The organism is uncultured Sphingomonas sp. (assembly GCF_964235535.1).
Lineage (GTDB): Bacteria > Pseudomonadota > Alphaproteobacteria > Sphingomonadales > Sphingomonadaceae > Sphingomonas.
The window spans coordinates 14,607-29,955 of record NZ_CAXSBH010000034.1; the positions used below are offsets into that span (position 1 = coordinate 14,607).

At 65.9% G+C, this 15,349-nt stretch carries 17 protein-coding genes; 8 read left to right on the top strand and 9 right to left on the bottom strand.

Going from position 1 to position 15,349, the window contains the following annotated elements; all coding sequences use genetic code 11:
* Position 1: 1 nt before the first annotated feature.
* Positions 2 to 454, bottom strand: a complete 453-nt coding sequence (locus ACFE7F_RS10860; RefSeq protein ID WP_375403870.1) for a GatB/YqeY domain-containing protein — start codon at positions 452 to 454, stop codon at positions 2 to 4.
* Positions 455 to 550: 96 nt separating this feature from the next.
* Between ACFE7F_RS10860 and carA the strand changes: the two genes are divergently transcribed.
* From carA to ACFE7F_RS10885, 5 genes are all read left to right on the top strand, one after another.
* Positions 551 to 1,741, top strand: coding sequence for a glutamine-hydrolyzing carbamoyl-phosphate synthase small subunit (carA, locus tag ACFE7F_RS10865; protein WP_375403871.1), 1,191 nt, complete (start codon positions 551 to 553; stop codon positions 1,739 to 1,741).
* On the top strand, positions 1,734 to 2,462 hold the full coding sequence (locus tag ACFE7F_RS10870; protein WP_375403872.1) for a hypothetical protein: 729 nt from the start codon (positions 1,734 to 1,736) through the stop codon (positions 2,460 to 2,462). The genes carA and ACFE7F_RS10870 overlap by 8 nt, the downstream gene beginning before the upstream one ends.
* The gene (gene carB, locus ACFE7F_RS10875) at positions 2,462 to 5,839 is read left to right on the top strand and encodes a carbamoyl-phosphate synthase large subunit (RefSeq protein ID WP_375403873.1); all 3,378 of its coding nucleotides are present in this window, start codon (positions 2,462 to 2,464) and stop codon (positions 5,837 to 5,839) included. Before ACFE7F_RS10870 ends, carB begins: the two co-directional genes overlap by 1 nt.
* Positions 5,840 to 5,908: 69 nt before the next feature.
* Positions 5,909 to 6,385: a transcription elongation factor GreA gene (greA, locus tag ACFE7F_RS10880; RefSeq protein WP_375403874.1), complete on the top strand. Its 477-nt coding sequence runs from the start codon at positions 5,909 to 5,911 to the stop codon at positions 6,383 to 6,385.
* 62 nt (positions 6,386 to 6,447) lie between these two features.
* A complete protein-coding gene (locus tag ACFE7F_RS10885) occupies positions 6,448 to 7,017 on the top strand; it encodes a rhomboid family intramembrane serine protease (RefSeq protein WP_375403875.1) in 570 nt (189 codons plus the stop codon).
* Positions 7,018 to 7,085: 68 nt separating this feature from the next.
* Here ACFE7F_RS10885 and ACFE7F_RS10890 read toward each other — a convergent pair whose 3' ends face one another.
* The 5 genes from ACFE7F_RS10890 to ACFE7F_RS10910 form a co-directional block, all read right to left on the bottom strand.
* Positions 7,086 to 7,313, bottom strand: coding sequence for a DUF4170 domain-containing protein (locus ACFE7F_RS10890; RefSeq protein ID WP_375403876.1), 228 nt, complete (start codon positions 7,311 to 7,313; stop codon positions 7,086 to 7,088).
* An 84-nt stretch (positions 7,314 to 7,397) separates the two neighbouring features.
* Complete coding sequence (locus ACFE7F_RS10895; RefSeq protein ID WP_375403877.1) at positions 7,398 to 7,889, bottom strand: hypothetical protein; 492 nt, start codon at positions 7,887 to 7,889, stop codon at positions 7,398 to 7,400.
* Positions 7,886 to 8,443 (bottom strand): hypothetical protein, encoded by a 558-nt coding sequence (locus ACFE7F_RS10900; protein ID WP_375403878.1) that lies wholly within the window; start codon positions 8,441 to 8,443, stop codon positions 7,886 to 7,888. The genes ACFE7F_RS10895 and ACFE7F_RS10900 overlap by 4 nt, the downstream gene beginning before the upstream one ends.
* On the bottom strand, positions 8,440 to 8,829 hold the full coding sequence (locus ACFE7F_RS10905; protein ID WP_375403879.1) for a phage holin family protein: 390 nt from the start codon (positions 8,827 to 8,829) through the stop codon (positions 8,440 to 8,442). Before ACFE7F_RS10905 ends, ACFE7F_RS10900 begins: the two co-directional genes overlap by 4 nt.
* Positions 8,829 to 9,317, bottom strand: a complete 489-nt coding sequence (locus tag ACFE7F_RS10910) for a hypothetical protein (RefSeq protein WP_375403880.1) — start codon at positions 9,315 to 9,317, stop codon at positions 8,829 to 8,831. Before ACFE7F_RS10910 ends, ACFE7F_RS10905 begins: the two co-directional genes overlap by 1 nt.
* 129 nt (positions 9,318 to 9,446) lie before the next feature.
* Here ACFE7F_RS10910 and eno point away from each other — a divergent pair, with 129 nt between their 5' ends.
* A complete protein-coding gene (gene eno, locus ACFE7F_RS10915; RefSeq protein WP_375403881.1) occupies positions 9,447 to 10,724 on the top strand; it encodes a phosphopyruvate hydratase in 1,278 nt (425 codons plus the stop codon).
* A 103-nt stretch (positions 10,725 to 10,827) separates the two neighbouring features.
* Positions 10,828 to 11,085 carry a septum formation initiator family protein gene (locus ACFE7F_RS10920; protein WP_375403886.1) on the top strand — a complete coding sequence of 86 codons (258 nt, stop codon included), beginning with the start codon at positions 10,828 to 10,830 and terminating at the stop codon, positions 11,083 to 11,085.
* Between the two features lie 123 nt (positions 11,086 to 11,208).
* On the opposite strand, the gene ACFE7F_RS10925 is transcribed toward ACFE7F_RS10920, so the two are convergent.
* From ACFE7F_RS10925 to ACFE7F_RS10935, 3 genes are all read right to left on the bottom strand, one after another.
* The gene (locus ACFE7F_RS10925) at positions 11,209 to 12,036 is read right to left on the bottom strand and encodes an alpha/beta fold hydrolase (RefSeq protein WP_375403882.1); all 828 of its coding nucleotides are present in this window, start codon (positions 12,034 to 12,036) and stop codon (positions 11,209 to 11,211) included.
* 170 nt (positions 12,037 to 12,206) lie between these two features.
* Positions 12,207 to 14,309, bottom strand: a complete 2,103-nt coding sequence (locus tag ACFE7F_RS10930; protein WP_375403883.1) for a prolyl oligopeptidase family protein — start codon at positions 14,307 to 14,309, stop codon at positions 12,207 to 12,209.
* Between the two features lie 45 nt (positions 14,310 to 14,354).
* On the bottom strand, positions 14,355 to 14,852 hold the full coding sequence (locus tag ACFE7F_RS10935) for a DUF5872 domain-containing protein (RefSeq protein WP_375403884.1): 498 nt from the start codon (positions 14,850 to 14,852) through the stop codon (positions 14,355 to 14,357).
* A 64-nt stretch (positions 14,853 to 14,916) separates the two neighbouring features.
* On the opposite strand from ACFE7F_RS10935, the gene ACFE7F_RS10940 reads away from it, so the two are divergent.
* Positions 14,917 to 15,255, top strand: a complete 339-nt coding sequence (locus ACFE7F_RS10940; protein ID WP_375403885.1) for a hypothetical protein — start codon at positions 14,917 to 14,919, stop codon at positions 15,253 to 15,255.
* Positions 15,256 to 15,349 lie beyond the last annotated feature (94 nt).

The following is a 15,349-nucleotide window of genomic DNA, read 5'->3' on the forward strand; positions in this document are numbered from 1 at the left end:
GTCAGGCTAACGCAGCCTTCACTAGCCCGCTCGCCTTCGACATATCGAGCTCGGTCGCGTGTCTGGCTTTCAGCTCCGCCATGACGCGGCCCATGTCCTTCATGCCGGTCGCGCCCAGTTCGGACTTGATCCGGTCGATCGCGGCGCGGGTGGTCGCTTCGTCCATCTGGGTGGGGAGGAAGCGTTCGATGACCGCGACCTCGGCGGCTTCGGCCTGCGCGAGTTCGGGGCGGCCGCCCTGTTCGAACATCGCGATCGACTCGCGGCGTTGCTTGACCATCTTTTGAAGGACCTCGACGACCAGCGCGTCGTCATCGATCGCTGCAGCGCCGGTGCGCGCCTCGATGTCTCGGTTCTTGATGGCGGCCTGCATCAGGCCGATGGCGTTCCGGGCGGGCTTGTCGCCGGCCTTCATGGCCACGAGTTGCGCGGCTTTGATGTCGTCTCGAATCATGGGACACGGCCTTAACAGATTGACGGGGCGTGGGGGCGTCTTTAGCGAGCGCGGCTTAGCGACATCGCCGTCCGACCCCAAGGAGTGCCCGCCTTCATGGCCGACGCCAAGCCTCTAGCCATGCCTGCCGGAGCGACGGGTTGTCTGGTCCTCGCATCGGGGGACGTGCTGTGGGGGCGCGGGTTCGGGGCGGAGGGGGACGCGGTCGGCGAGGTGTGCTTCCACACCGCGATGACGGGCTATCAGGAGGTCATGACCGACCCGAGCTTCGCCGGGCAGATCATCACCTTCACCTTCCCGCATATCGGCAATGTGGGCGTTAACCCGGACGATCTTGAGGCGGACGACCCGCATGCGCTGGGCGTGATCGTGCGCGAGGACGTGACCGCGCCGTCGAACTTCCGGAGCGCTGGGCGGCTGGATGGGTGGATGCGGCGGCATGCGCGGATCGGGCTGGCAAGGGTGGACACGCGCGCGCTGACCCGGCGCATCCGGGGCGTCGGCGCGCCGAACGCGGTCATCGCGCACCGGGCGGATGGGCGGTTCGATGTGGAGGCGCTGCTGGCGCGGGCTCGGGAATGGCCGGGGCTGGAGGGGGTGGACCTGGCGCGCGAGGTGTCGACGGCGACGCATTACGGCTGGGACGGCGGGGTCTGGCGGCTGGGGTTCGGATACGGCGATCCAGAAGAACCAGACCTATACGGCGAAAAGCGTCCGCATGTGGTCGCGATCGATTATGGTAGCAAACGCAACATCTTCCGCAACCTTGTTCGCGTGGGAGCTCAGGTGTCGGTGGTGCCCGCGACCGCGACCGCCGAGCAGGTGATGGCGCTGAAGCCCGACGGGGTGTTCCTGTCGAACGGGCCGGGCGATCCCGCCGCGACCGCCGAGTACGCCGCGCCGGTGATCCGGGAGCTGCTGGAGACGGGGCTGCCGCTGTTCGGCATCTGCCTGGGGCACCAGTTGCTTGCGTTGGCGGTGGGCGCGCGGACGACCAAGATGTTCCAGGGGCACCGAGGGGCGAACCACCCGGTCCGGCGCGTGGCGGACGGCGCGGTGGAGATCACCAGCATGAACCACGGCTTCGCGGTGGAGCGCGACAGCCTGCCCACGAACGTGCGCGAGACGCATGTGTCCTTGTTCGACGGGTCGAATACGGGGCTGGAGCTGACCGACCGGCCTGCGTTCAGCGTGCAATATCATCCGGAGGCGAGCCCGGGGCCGCAGGATAGTTTCTATCTGTTCGAGCGGTTTGTGGAGATGGTAAAGAAGAAACTCAGTGGCTGAAATATACCCGTACGCTCGCACGCTCCTGCTGCAATCGCAAGCACAGCTACCATTATCTCAAGGCTACGTCCGACGAGACGAGATTCTTGCAGCTCTCGAAATCTATGCGCGCAAGGCACTCGGAAAGTATGAAGTGGAAGAGTTAATTGACATACAATCTCTAAGTATAAGTGTTCTGCAGGAGCTTGTAAGTGGACAAGCTGTCTTTGAAACCGAGGAGGACTTTGCCGGTACCTATTATATGTACTCCCCCTCTCATTATACTCAGTTTCGAGATAAGGCCCTGAAGGCCGACAAGGTATTTGCTCGGTCGCAAGTAATAGGTGACCGCTTCTATCCTGATGTATTTGACGGCTACAAACGCAGTCAGGGTATCGGGAATGTTTTTCCTGATCTGGGGTTTGCTCCAGCTGCAAATCGTGTCGTATCCTTTTCAGACAATGAAATTTCGGAGCTAGATCTAAAGGCGACTGAAATTATTCAGGCGGTGAGCGGTCAAAATCAGATAGCCGAGCTTCCTGGCTTGCGCGAACTGATGATCGGTCAGCTTCAAGCTGGCCGGGAGCTGATTAGAGCTGGAAGTACTCGTATCTATTTACTCGAATTGACCCTGATCCAGAGTCTCAAGTTTTTGATCAAGCGTTATCAGGACCAATTAATCGGCGGCCTTGCTAGCGCGCTCTTAACTGCTCTCGTGAAGTCGATCGGGATCGACGCATAATGCCCAAATGCACCAACATCCAATCCATCCTGATCATCGGCGCGGGGCCGATCGTGATCGGGCAGGCGGCCGAGTTCGATTATTCGGGGACGCAGGCGGCCAAAGCCCTGCGCGCCGAGGGGTACCGGATCGTGCTGGTCAATTCGAACCCGGCGACGATCATGACCGATCCCGAACTGTCGGACGCGACGTATATCGAGCCGATGACGCCCGCGGTGGTGGCGAGGATCATCGAGCGTGAGCGGGGGCTCCATCCGGATGAGGTGATGGCGGTGCTGCCGACGATGGGCGGGCAGACCGCGCTCAACATCGCGCTGGCCTTGTCCGCCGACGGGACGCTGGCGCGGCACGGCGTGGAGATGATCGGCGCGGACGCGGAGGCGATCGACAAGGCGGAGGATCGGCTGAAGTTCAAGGAGGCGATGGGGCGGATCGGGCTGGAGTCGGCGCGCTCGGCGATCGCGCATGACGAGAAGGAAGCGTTGCAAGGGCTTGAGAAGGTTGGATTGCCAGCGATCATCCGGCCAAGCTTCACGCTCGGGGGCACGGGCGGGGGCGTGGCGTACAACCGCGAGGAGTTCTTGGCGATCGTGCGGTCGGGGCTCGACGCGTCGCCCACGACCGAGGTGCTGATCGAGGAATCGCTGCTCGGGTGGAAGGAATATGAGATGGAGGTGGTCCGCGACCGCGCGGACAACGCCATCATCGTCTGCTCGATCGAGAATGTCGATCCGATGGGGGTGCATACGGGCGACTCGATCACGGTCGCGCCCGCACTGACGCTGTCGGACAAGGAATATCAGATAATGCGCAATGCGAGCATCGCTTGCCTGCGCGAAATCGGTGTCGAGACAGGCGGTTCGAACGTCCAGTTCGCGGTAAATCCGAAGGATGGGCGGCTGATCGTGATCGAGATGAACCCGCGTGTATCGCGGTCGTCGGCGCTGGCATCCAAGGCGACGGGGTTTCCGATCGCCAAGGTCGCGGCGCTGCTGGCGGTAGGGTACACGCTCGACGAGATCACGAACGATATTACCGGGGCCACGCCGGCGTCGTTCGAGCCGACCCTTGATTACGTCGTCACCAAGATACCACGCTTCGCGTTCGAGAAGTTCAAGGGCGCGGATGCGGTGCTGTCGACGGCGATGAAATCCGTCGGTGAGGTGATGGCGATCGGGCGTAACATTCACGAATCGCTGCAAAAGGCGTTGCGCGGATTGGAAACGGGGCTGAGCGGGTTCAACCAAGTCGATGCGCTGGTCGGCGCGCCGCGCGCGGAGATCGAGGCGGCGCTGGCGGCGGCAACGCCCGACCGGCTGCTGGTCGCGGCCCAGGCGTTGCGCGAGGGCTTCACGGTCGCGGAGGTGCATGCGATCGCCAAGTATGATCCGTGGTTTCTTGAGCGGATAGCGGAGATCGTTCGCGCGGAATCGGAGGTGACGAGCAACGGGCTGCCGATCCACGCGGCGGGGATGCGGCGGCTGAAGGGCATGGGGTTCAGCGACAAGCGGCTCGCCTGGCTGGCGCTGCAGTCGGTACATCTGCGAGGTATGTCGCGGGGGATCGCGCGCGGATCGGGGTTGATCCACGAGGCGGTCGTGGCGATGACGGGGGGCGTGACCGAGGAGGAGGTGCGCGCGCTTCGTCACCGGCTGGGCGTGCGGCCGGTGTTCAAGCGGATCGACAGCTGCGCGGCCGAGTTCGATGCGCCGACGCCGTATATGTATTCGACCTATGAGGCCCCGAGCTTCGGCGCGCCGGAGGACGAGAGCGACGTGTCCGACCGGCGCAAGGTGGTCATTCTGGGCGGGGGGCCGAACCGGATCGGGCAGGGGATCGAGTTCGATTATTGCTGCTGCCATGCCTCGTTCGCGCTGGCGGAAGCGGGGTACGAGACGATCATGGTCAACTGCAATCCGGAAACGGTGTCGACCGATTACGATACGTCCGACCGGCTGTATTTTGAGCCGTTGACGGCCGAGGACGTGCTGGAGGTGCTGCATGTCGAGATGGCGCGGGGGACGCTGCACGGCGTGATCGTGCAGCTGGGCGGGCAGACGCCGCTCAATCTCGCGCGCGCGCTGGAGGCGGCGGGGGTGCCGATCCTGGGGACGAGCCCCGACGCGATTGATCTGGCGGAAGACCGCGAGCGGTTCGCGGCGCTGGTCGCCAAGCTTGGGCTGCTGCAACCGGCCAACGGCATCGCGCGGAGCCGGGACGAGGCGATCGCGGTGGCGGAGCGGATCGGTTATCCCGTGCTGATGCGGCCGAGCTACGTGCTCGGAGGCCGAGCGATGGAGATCGTGGACGGGCCGGCGCAGTTGGATGATTACATCCAGTTCGCGGTGCAAGTGTCTGACGACGCGCCAGTTCTGGTCGACCAATATTTACGTGACGCGATCGAGGTGGATGTCGATGCGGTCGCGGACGGCGTGGATGTGGTGGTCGCAGGCGTGCTTCAGCACATCGAGGAGGCGGGGGTGCATTCGGGCGACAGCGCCTGTTCGATCCCGCCCTATAGCCTGTCGCCCGAGATCGTGGCGGAGATCGAGCGGCAGACGGATGTGCTCGCGCGCGCGCTGAAGGTACGCGGGCTGATGAATATCCAATTCGCGGTAAAGGAGGGCCGGGTCTATTTGATCGAGGTCAATCCGCGCGCGTCGCGGACGGTGCCGTTCGTGGCCAAGGCGATCGGTTGCCCGGTCGCCAAGATCGCGGCGCGGGTAATGGCGGGAGAGATGCTCCGCGACCTGCCGCCGATCGTCCGGGCTATCGAGTTCTTTGCGGTCAAGGAGTCGGTGTTCCCCTTCGCGCGGTTTGCGGGTGTCGATCCGGTGCTGTCGCCCGAGATGAAGAGCACGGGCGAAGTAATGGGTATTGCTCGCGATTTCACGGCCGCCTTCGCCAAGGCGCAACTGGGTGCCGGGACGGTGCTGCCGAGCGGGGGCGCGGTGTTCGTGTCGGTCAAGGAGGGCGATAAGGCCGCAATCGCGCCGGCCATGCGGATGCTGGCGGAGGCAGGCTTTGCGATCGTCGCGACGCAGGGGACGGCGGCATTCCTGGAGGGCGAGGGCGTGGCGGTCGAGCGCATCAACAAGGTCGCGCAGGGGCGGCCGCACATCGTAGACCGGATCAAGGACGGCGGGATCGCGCTGATCTTGAACACGACGGAGGGGTGGCAGTCGCTCAAGGACTCGAAGCCGATCCGGCAGGCCGCGCTGGAAGCGCGCGTGCCCTACTTCACGACCACGCCCGCGAGCGTGGAGGCGGCCAAGGCGATCGCGGCGGGCGCAAGATCGGGTGACGGGGAGGCGCGGCTTGAAGTGCTGCCGTTACAGGCTTATCATTCGGGGCGTAACGAACGACCCCTTCCATAGCGAAACATGTGGTGCGGGCGGACCGACCGGTCCGACCCGGGGTCCGAACAATTCAGGGACCGCGAAGCCATGGCGACCGTCGAGAAGTTTCCCATGCTCCAGGAAGGCTATGACAGGCTCTCCGTCGATCTGAAGCGGTTGAAGGCGGAACGGCCGACGATCGTCGACGCGATCGAGGAAGCGCGCGCGCACGGCGACCTGTCGGAGAACGCCGAGTATCACGCCGCAAAGGAGCGCCAGGGCCAGGTCGAGGCGTCGCTGTCCGACATCGAGGACAAGCTGTCCCGCGCGCAGATCATTGATCCCAGGGACTTGTCGGGCGACAAGATCGTGTTCGGCGCGACCGTCACGCTTTTGGACGAGGACGACAAGCCGGTGATCTATCAGATTGTCGGCCAGACGGAGGCGGACGCCAAGACGGGACGGATCAGCTATAATTCGCCGCTGGGCCGCGCGCTGATCGGGCGCAAGGTCGACGAGGAGGTGGAGGTGACGGTGCCGTCGGGCGATCGTTACTACGTCGTTTCCAAGATCGCGTTCGTCTGAACCCGGTCGCGAACGCGCCCGCGACCGTTGCGATCGCCGCGGCTACGGCCGCGGCGTCGATATTGGTGCTGTTGTCGGGATGGCTGCCCTACGCAGCGGTGATGGGCGGGTTCATCCCCGAACGGTTCGCCGGGTTGGGGATGCCGGGCGAGCTAGGGATGGCGGTGCCGGCGTTGTTGACCCCGCTGAGCGCGACGTTGATCCATGGCGGGGTTGGGCATCTCGCGCTCAATCTGCTGATGCTTGTCTATTGCGGGCTGTCCGCCGAGCGGGTGATCGGGGCGGCGGGACTGGTCGTTTTGTATGTCTCGGGCGCGTATGCGGCGGCGGCCGGGCAATGGCTGATCGGCGGCGGCGGGCCGATGATCGGCGCGAGCGGCGCGATCTCGGCGGTCGTTGCCGCCTACGCGTTGTTCTATGGGCGGAACCGGGCGCGCAGGTTAGGGCCGGTGCCGGGGAGCCTGGTGCATGTTGCCTGGCTGGCGGGGGCGTGGGTAGGCATCCAGCTGTTGGTCGGTGCGGTCGGAATCGGTGGCGGGCCAGCGATCGCGGTCGGGGCGCATATCGGCGGGTTTCTGGCCGGGCTGGCATTGGCGCGGCCGTTGCTGTTGTGGCGGCACCGAGGGGCTTGAGGGGCCGTCACTAGAACGCTTTCGCGTCCACCCACCCATGCCCTTCCCTGTCCAGGGAGGAGAACAGACTAGGCGCTATCAGTTTCCAGGCCGGGTTCCAGGAGGCGGTGGAGGTGGACGACGACGAACTTCATCTCCGCATCGTCGACGGTACGCTGGGCGGCGGCGCGCCAGGCTTTTTCGGCGGCGGAATAGTCCGGGAAGACGCCGACGATCTCGACCTGCTCGGGAGAGACGAAGTCGAGGCCGCGAGGGTCGCGCACACGACCGCCGAAGACTAGATGAAGCTTGCTCATGCGGCTCGCCCTAGAGGGGTTTCGGCCGCGCGGAAACAGGGGAAGTGCGGAAGCGGACCGTACGGGCCGCTTCCGTCCGGGACATTAGACGGCCGAGCGGATGCTGCCCATGTCGGTCTCGGCGGCCATGATCTGCTTGTGTGGATCGGCAGCGGGAACGCTATCGCCGGTGCCGCCTGTCGAGTCCGGGGCGTCGGCCTTGCCGGTCGCTTCCTGCTTGGCGGTCTTGGCACCCGCGCTAGCCGCGCCGCTTGCCGCCTTGACGACGTTCTCGAAGAGCGACTTGGCCTGATCGCGCGCGGACTCCTTGGTCAAGCCGCGCTGCTCGATCTCAGCGCGGCCGGCCTCCTTGGCGGCGGCGAATGCGGCGACCGCGGTAGCGCCGATCTTCGCGCCGACGGGGCGGAGCAGATCCTTCTCGCGGTCGGTGCGGGGCAGCAACGCCCCGGCGATCGCGCCGAGCGCCAGGCCACCGGCGAGGACGCCTAGCGGGTTGGTGTCGAGCGCCTCGGTCGCGCGCGCGGTGGCTGCGTCGACGGTGGACTGCTCGGACGGGTTGGTCTTGGTGTTGCTCATGATTTCTGTCCTTCGAGCGGAACGCCTTCATTGCTCGCCGTGACGGGAGCGATCGGAGCGAGGTTCCTAGGGGCGGGTGTGGTGGGATGCGGTGTGGCGAGCGGCCGGATCGGCGTCCGCTCGGGCGCTTGCGCGGGGTGCGGCGAACGCGCGAGACGATCGTTGGCGGCCGTCCGCGTCATCGGCTTGGCAGCCTTTTGCGGCTTGGGACCTTTGCGACGCTTGAACAGGCCAAGAAGCGGGCGGCGAAGCAGGAACAGTACTATCCCGGCCGCAGCCCCCCCGATGACACGAGGGTTGTCGCGGGCGTAATCCTTGCCCTTGTCGCTCGCGATCTTGGCTTCACCCATCGCCTGCCTGCCAATCATCTTTGCCTCGCCAACAGCTTCCTTGGCGATGAGCTTCGGATCGAGCTTGGACTGGAGACGTGCGACGGTGTCGTTGAGCCGGTCGCGCGCGGCGACCGCGTCGACCTCGGCCGCGGCGAGGCGTACGACCGGCGGCGTCACCGCCTGACCGTCATTGACGTCTTTCTCCTTCGCGTCATCGGTCATCGCGGAGCTCCCGTGTTGGGCGGGGCGAGCTTTGCGCGTCCCATCAGACCGAGCGCGGCGGCTGCGGCTAGGACCACACCAACCACGACCAATGTCGCAAAGCCGGGCCCGATCAGCGTCGCAAGCGTCATGATCAACCCGATCAACAACGCGATAAGCCCGACGAGCCCGAGCACGCCCGCGATCGCGAACAACACGGCTGCCGCCTTGTAGGCGATGACGCGCTCGGCGATCTTGGATTTGTAGAGCTCGACCTCGGCGGACACGAGGCCACGCGTGTCATCGACCAAGCGGCCGACGAGTTCGGGCACGCCCTCGTCGGAGAGCTTGACGGCGATGGGACGGCCCGCGCCGCCAGCCGTCCGTTCGGGCGCGATGGTCGCCATCAGTCGGGCTTTCCGTCGATCCCGGCCTGGGCCAGCCGGGCGAGGACGAAGCCGACCGCGGCGGCCGCGCCGATCGCGACGCCCGGGCTCTGGCGGACATAGCCGCGCACGTCGTCGGCGAGCTGGTCGACGTCGGTGCCGTTGATGCGATCGGCGAGCGTCGTGACCTGACCCGCAGCTGAGCGGACATATTGGCCGTACTGAGGCCCGAGCTTCTCCTCGACCTGCTGCGCCGCGTCCTCGATCGTCTTCGAGAGCTGGCCTAGCGCGTCGTAAGCCTTAGCCTTGCCCTGTTCGGCGTACTCGCGCGCCTTGTCGCCGGCCTGAGCGGTCAGCTTCGACGCGTTGTCGCGCACCGCCTGCTTGGCGTCGTCGACGCGCCCACCGGTCGCGCCGCCATCGGCCGAGGACCCTACGCCTGCCGTAGCGACCGAGGTGCCCGAGGGCGGCGTGGCGTCGTTCGCGTATTTGATTCCGGTGTCGGACATGACGGTCCCTTTCATTGGTTTGTCGCAGAACCACGAGAATGGGACGCTGGTTCCATTACGGCTCCGTATTTGATCAGCCCCGGCCCGCGCGATACAGGCCATCCCGACCGATAAAAGGGAGCAACACACGTGACAGCGATCATCGACATCCACGGCCGCCAGATTCTCGACAGCCGCGGTAACCCGACGGTCGAGGTCGATGTGCTTTTGGAAGACGGCAGCTTCGGGCGCGCCGCGGTGCCGTCGGGCGCGTCGACGGGCAAGCACGAGGCGGTGGAGAAGCGGGACGGGGACAAGTCGCGCTGGATGGGTAAGGGCGTCGAGGGAGCGATCGACGCGGTGAACGACGAGATCGCCGAGGCGGTGGTCGGGATGGACGCCGAAGACCAGGTCGACATCGACCGCGCCATGATTGAGCTGGACGGGACGGAGAACAAGGGCCGGCTGGGCGCGAACGCGATCCTGGGCGTCAGCCTGGCGGTGGCCAAGGCGGCGGCGGACGCGCGCGGGCTACCGCTGTACAAATATGTGGGCGGCGTGTCGGCGCACCTGCTGCCCGTGCCGATGATGAACATCATCAACGGCGGCGAGCATGCGGACAACCCGATCGACTTCCAGGAATTCATGATCGTGCCCGTCGGGGCGGAGAATATCGGCGAGGCGGTGCGCTGCGGGTCGGAGATCTTCCATACCCTGAAGAAAGCGTTGCACGACCAGGGCTTGGCGACGGCGGTGGGCGACGAGGGCGGGTTCGCGCCGAACCTGGCGAGCACGACGGACGCGCTCGATTTTATCATGCGGTCGGTCGAGGCGGCGGGGTACCGTCCGGGGGACGACGTGATGCTGGCGCTCGATTGCGCGGCGACCGAGTTCCACCGGCACGGAAAGTACGAGATTTCCGGCGAGGGCTTGTCGCTGTCGAGCGGGGAGATGTCGGCGTATCTGGTCGACCTGGCGGCACGCTATCCGATCTTTTCGATCGAGGACGGGATGGCGGAGGACGATTTCGAGGGCTGGCGGATGCTGACGGAGGCGCTCGGCGGCAAGGTGCAGCTGGTCGGGGACGATTTGTTCGTGACGAACACCAAACGGCTGCGGCAGGGGATCGCGGACGGGCTGGCGAACTCGATCCTGGTCAAGGTCAACCAGATCGGAACGCTGACGGAAACGCTCGATGCGGTGTCGGCGGCGCAGCGGGCGGGATATACCGCGGTCATGTCGCACCGGTCGGGCGAGACGGAGGACGCAATGATCGCCGACTTGGCGGTCGCCACGAACTGCGGGCAGATCAAGACCGGCTCGCTCGCGCGGTCGGACCGGACGGCCAAGTACAACCAGCTAATCCGGATCGAGGAAGAACTGGGGAGCGCCGCTCGGTTCGCCGGGCGCGACGTGCTGCACCGATAGGGCTTGATATGGGACGGCTCGCGAGGGATTGTCGGGTGTGAAACCGCGCCCCGCTCCAGCTCCGAAAGTCTTTCGAACGCTCCGCCGCGCCGCTTTGCCGGCGATGGGGTTGACGATCATCACCTTCTTCGGGGGCTATGCCGTGTTCGGGCGAAACGGGGCGATGGCATATGGCGAGTATCAGAGCCAACTGACCCAGCGCGAAGCGGATTACGTCAAGCTGGACCGGAAGCGGGCGGTATTGAAAAACCGGGTCGCGTTGCTCGATCCTCGGCATGCAAACCCGGATATGGTGGACGAGATGGTACGGCGCGAGCTGAACGTCGCACATCCGGATGAAGTGATCGTGCCGTTGAAGTAGAGGAGGGATTGGGGGAGGAGCACGCTGCTTACGAGGTAGGCGTGCTAGGTGCCCAACTCGCTACCGGCGTTCCCCTCCCCAAACCCCTCCCCTGAAAGGGAGGGGCTTACCTTGTCCGCTTCCTCAGCCGCCCAGGAACGTCAGCATGTCCTTGGTCAGGCGGTCGCTGTGCGTTACGTTGAGGCCGTGGGGGGCACCGTCATATTCGACGAGCTGGGCCTGCTTGATCCCGGCGGCGGCGGGGCGGGCGCTGGTGTCGATCGGAACGGTCTGGTCGCTGGTGCCGTGGACGATCAGCGTCGGTACGGTGATGGCGGGTAGGTCGGGGCGGAAGTCGGTGTGGCCGAACGCGTTCACGCAATCGATCGTGGATTTCAGCCCGGCCATCAGCGCCATCGAGGTCGACCAATCGAGGACGTCGTCGCTGACCGCCTGCTTGATGTAGCCCTGGCCGTAGAAGGCGGGCATGAAGGTGTGGCGGAAGAAGGCGGGGCGGTCCTTCTTGATGCCCTCGATCATGCCCTGGAACGTCGCCTCTGGTGCGCCGTCCTTGTTGCCCTTGGCCTTCAGCATGTACGGCACGACCGAGGAGATCAGGCCGGCGGCGATCACGCCCTTGCCGCCGTGGCGGCTCATATAGCGCGCGACCTCGCCGCCGCCCATCGAGAAGCCGACGATCGTCGCGTCGCTGGTCGCGCCGGTCGCGGCCATGACATCGGCGAGGTCGTCGGCTAGCGTGTCATAATCATAGCCCGTCCAGGGCTGCGACGACCGGCCGAAGCCGCGGCGGTCATAGGCGATCGCGCGGAAGCCGGCGTCGGCGAGCGCCATGGCCTGCGCGTCCCAGCTGTCTGCGTTGAGAGGCCAGCCGTGGGTCAGGATCACTGGGCGGCCCTGGCCCCAGTCCTTGACGAAGAGGTCGGTGCCGTCGCGGGTTTTTATATAGGGCATGGGTCGGCTCCTGCGGATGTCGGCAGGGTAACGACGGCGGGGGATGGGCGTTCCCGATCCAGCCCCGCCTCGCCGGGCATGATCCGGCATCCCGCGTTCTCCCCCAAGCTGAGAATAAACGGGACCCCGGATCAAGTCCGGGGTGACGAGGTATTTACGGGCGGCGTGGACTATTTCTCGGCGGTTTGTTGGTCGGTAATTAGCTTTTGGGCGAAGTAGGTCATCTGCAAGGCCTGAAGCCTAGCTCCTTGTTCGATGTCGGCGTCGCCGGAGTGGCCACCCGCCGTGTCCTCGTAAAACAGATACGGGAGGCCGTATTCCTTGAGACGTGCGGCAAATTTACGGGCGTGTTGGGGGCCGACACGGTCGTCCTTGGTTGTGGTCCAGATGTACGGCTCGGGGTACGCGCCGCCCTTCCTGATGTTGTTGTAGGGCGAGATCTTCTCGAGGAATGCACGCTCATCTGAGTTCTTGACCGATCCGTATTCGTCGACCCAGCTCGCGCCGGCGGCGATGCCTTCGTAGCGGAGCATGTCGAGGAGCGGGACCTGGATGGTAACCGCGCGCCAGAGTTCGGGGTGCTGGTTGAACTCGACACCCATCAGCAGGCCGCCGTTCGAGCCGCCATAGATGCCGAGCTTCGCGGGGCTGGTGAGCTTGCGCGCGATCAGGTCGCGGCCGATCGCGGCGAAATCGTCGTAGATGAGTTGGCGCTTGGTCTTACGGCCGGCATCGTGCCAGGCGGGGCCGAACTCGCCGCCGCCGCGGATGTTGGCGAGGACGAAGCTGCCGCCGCGCTCGAGCCAAAGCTTGCCGGTCGAGCCCGAATAGGCGGGCGTGTTCGAGATGTTGAAGCCGCCATATGCGGTCATGATCGTGGGGGTGGAACCGTCGAGCTTCACGTCGCGGCGGTGGACGACGAAGTACGGGACCTTTGTGCCGTCGGAGGAGGCGGCTTCGAACTGCTCGACGACGTGGTTGGAGGCGTCGAACTTGGGCGGCAGCGACTTGATGAAAGCGGGAGCGGCTAGGCCGGAGGCGTCGACGCGCCAGAGTGTGGTCGGGTCGAGGAAGCCGGTGACGGTGACGAAGGCGGTGTCGCTCGCCTCCGTCGCGCTGGCGAGGTCGACCGCGAGGTTGTCGGGGAGAGCGAGGCGGGTCTGGGTCCAGCCGGACGGACCGGGCCTGAACGCCAGCGCGCGGCCGCGGACGTTGTCGTAGATGTTCGCCAGGACGCCCGAGCGCGTGACTGTCGCGCCGTCGACCGATTGGCGCGCGGTTGGGGCGAAAATGACGGTCGGGGTGAAGCGGCCGGTCTCGACCTGGGTCAGCGGTGCTGCGACGATCGCGCCGGCGGGGAGGGCTCCCCAAGCTTCTTGCGTGGTGAAGACGAGCTGGCCCTTGACCAGGCCGGTCGGCGAGGCGCGGGCGGGGATATCGAGTTTCACGAGCTTGCCCGCCTTGGTGAGCAGGTGCTTGTCGCCGCCGAAGAAGGTCTGGCGGCGCTGGACGATGACCGCGCGATTGCCGTCGGCGTCGTGGTAGCTGGCGGCGTAGGTGCCGAGCTGGTCGGAGATGTCACCCCGGGCGACCTCGCGCGCGGCGGTCAGCGGCTGGCCGCGTTTCACCTCCTTGACGACGAAGGGGTAGCTCGAGGTGGTCAGCGTGCCCGTGCCCCAGTCGCGTGAGACTAGGAGCGTATCGCGGTCGACCCAGGTCGCGCCCTGCTTGGATTTGGGCAGGCGAAAGCCGCCTTCGACGAACTTGGCCGTTTGGAGATCGAACTCGCGGTACTCGATCGCGTCCTCGCCGCCTTCGGATAGGGAGACGAGGCAGTAGCGTTCTTCGGGCTGGAGGCAGGTCGCGCCCTTCCATACCCATTTCTTTCCCTCGGCGGCGCTGAGCGCGTCGAGGTCGAGGAGCGTGGTCCATTCGGGGGTCGCTGTCGCGTAGCTCGCCTCGGTCGCGGCGCGCCAGTAGCCCTGGGGGTGGTCGGCATCGCGCCAGAAGTTCAGGATGCGGCCGCCGCGCTGGTCGGGCATCGGGATGCGGTCCTTGGCGGACGCGATGGCGAGCGCCTCCTGGTAGAAGGTGGCGTAGCGGGGGTCGGCCTGGAGGCGGGCGAGGGTGCGCTTGTTCTCGGCCTCGACCCAGGCGAGCGGGCGGGCACCGTCCTTGTCCTCGAGCCAGATGTACGGATCGTCCTGGGTCATGGGCGCCTGTGCGGCCGCGGGCGCGGCGAGGAGGGAGGTGGCGAGGAGAAAGGCGCGCATCTGATGCTCCAGCGAAGGGATGCGCAGGTTAGAGCGTAAACGGCGTCAGGACGCCAGTGCGCCCAGCAGCTGGTCCTTGGTCATCTTCGAGCGGCCGGGGATGTTCCGCTTCTTGGCCGCTTCGTACAACTCGGCGCGGGTGCGGTGGTCGCGGTGCTTGGCCGATTTGCGCGCGACATCCTCGGGCTGCGCGGAGAACTGCTTGCCCTCCTCCGACGCCTTGCGCTTGGCGGCGGTGGTACGGTCGTACTCCTCGTCGGAGAGTTCTTCAATCGCGTGCTTGGGAAGGTAGCGCTCGCCCGTCTCGCCACTCTTGCCGCCGGACTTGGTGCCCCAATCCTCCTCGGTCCATTGGTGGAGCGAGTTGTGGGCATCGTCCTTGTTGCCGACATACTCGCCGCCGCGATGCTTGTATTCCTGCACCGCCATCTGCGCCTTGCGCGCGGACCATTGTCCGGCCTTGCCGCCCTTGGCACCGGCGGTGATCTCGTGCTTGACCTTCTCCCACAAAGCGGGGTCGGCTTTTTCGGCGGTTTCGCTCATGAAGGGGTGAACCGCCGGTGGTGCGATGCGTTCCGGGGGGCGACGAGAGCGAGGGTTGAAGCCGATGACCGACAGCGACGAGCGCACGCCCGCGCCGGTGGACCCCGGCGCGACGCCGGTGGTGCTGGAGGCGATCGTCAAGCAGCTGTGCCTGGCGACGACGTACAATCGGCAGGCGGTGACGCTCGCCCCGCACATCCTCTATACCCGGCACGGCGAGCTGTATGTCGATGCGGTGACGCTGGAGCGCGAGGGGCGTGCGCCCAAGGAGCTGAAGCTCGGGACGTTCAAACTGGCGGGGCTTCAGCCGCTGCGGGTAACGGCGCGGCGGTTCGAACGGAGCGCATTGTTCGCTCCGTTCGAACCGCGGTATAAAGGCGAGACGTTGATGGTCGTCGGCTAGTGACCGTCTCCACCCGCGCCCTATGGCGCGGTTTGCAGCGCCGGCCGGGCTCGGTGCCGGTCGCGCCGCTAAGTGCCTTAGCGGCGCTGCACCG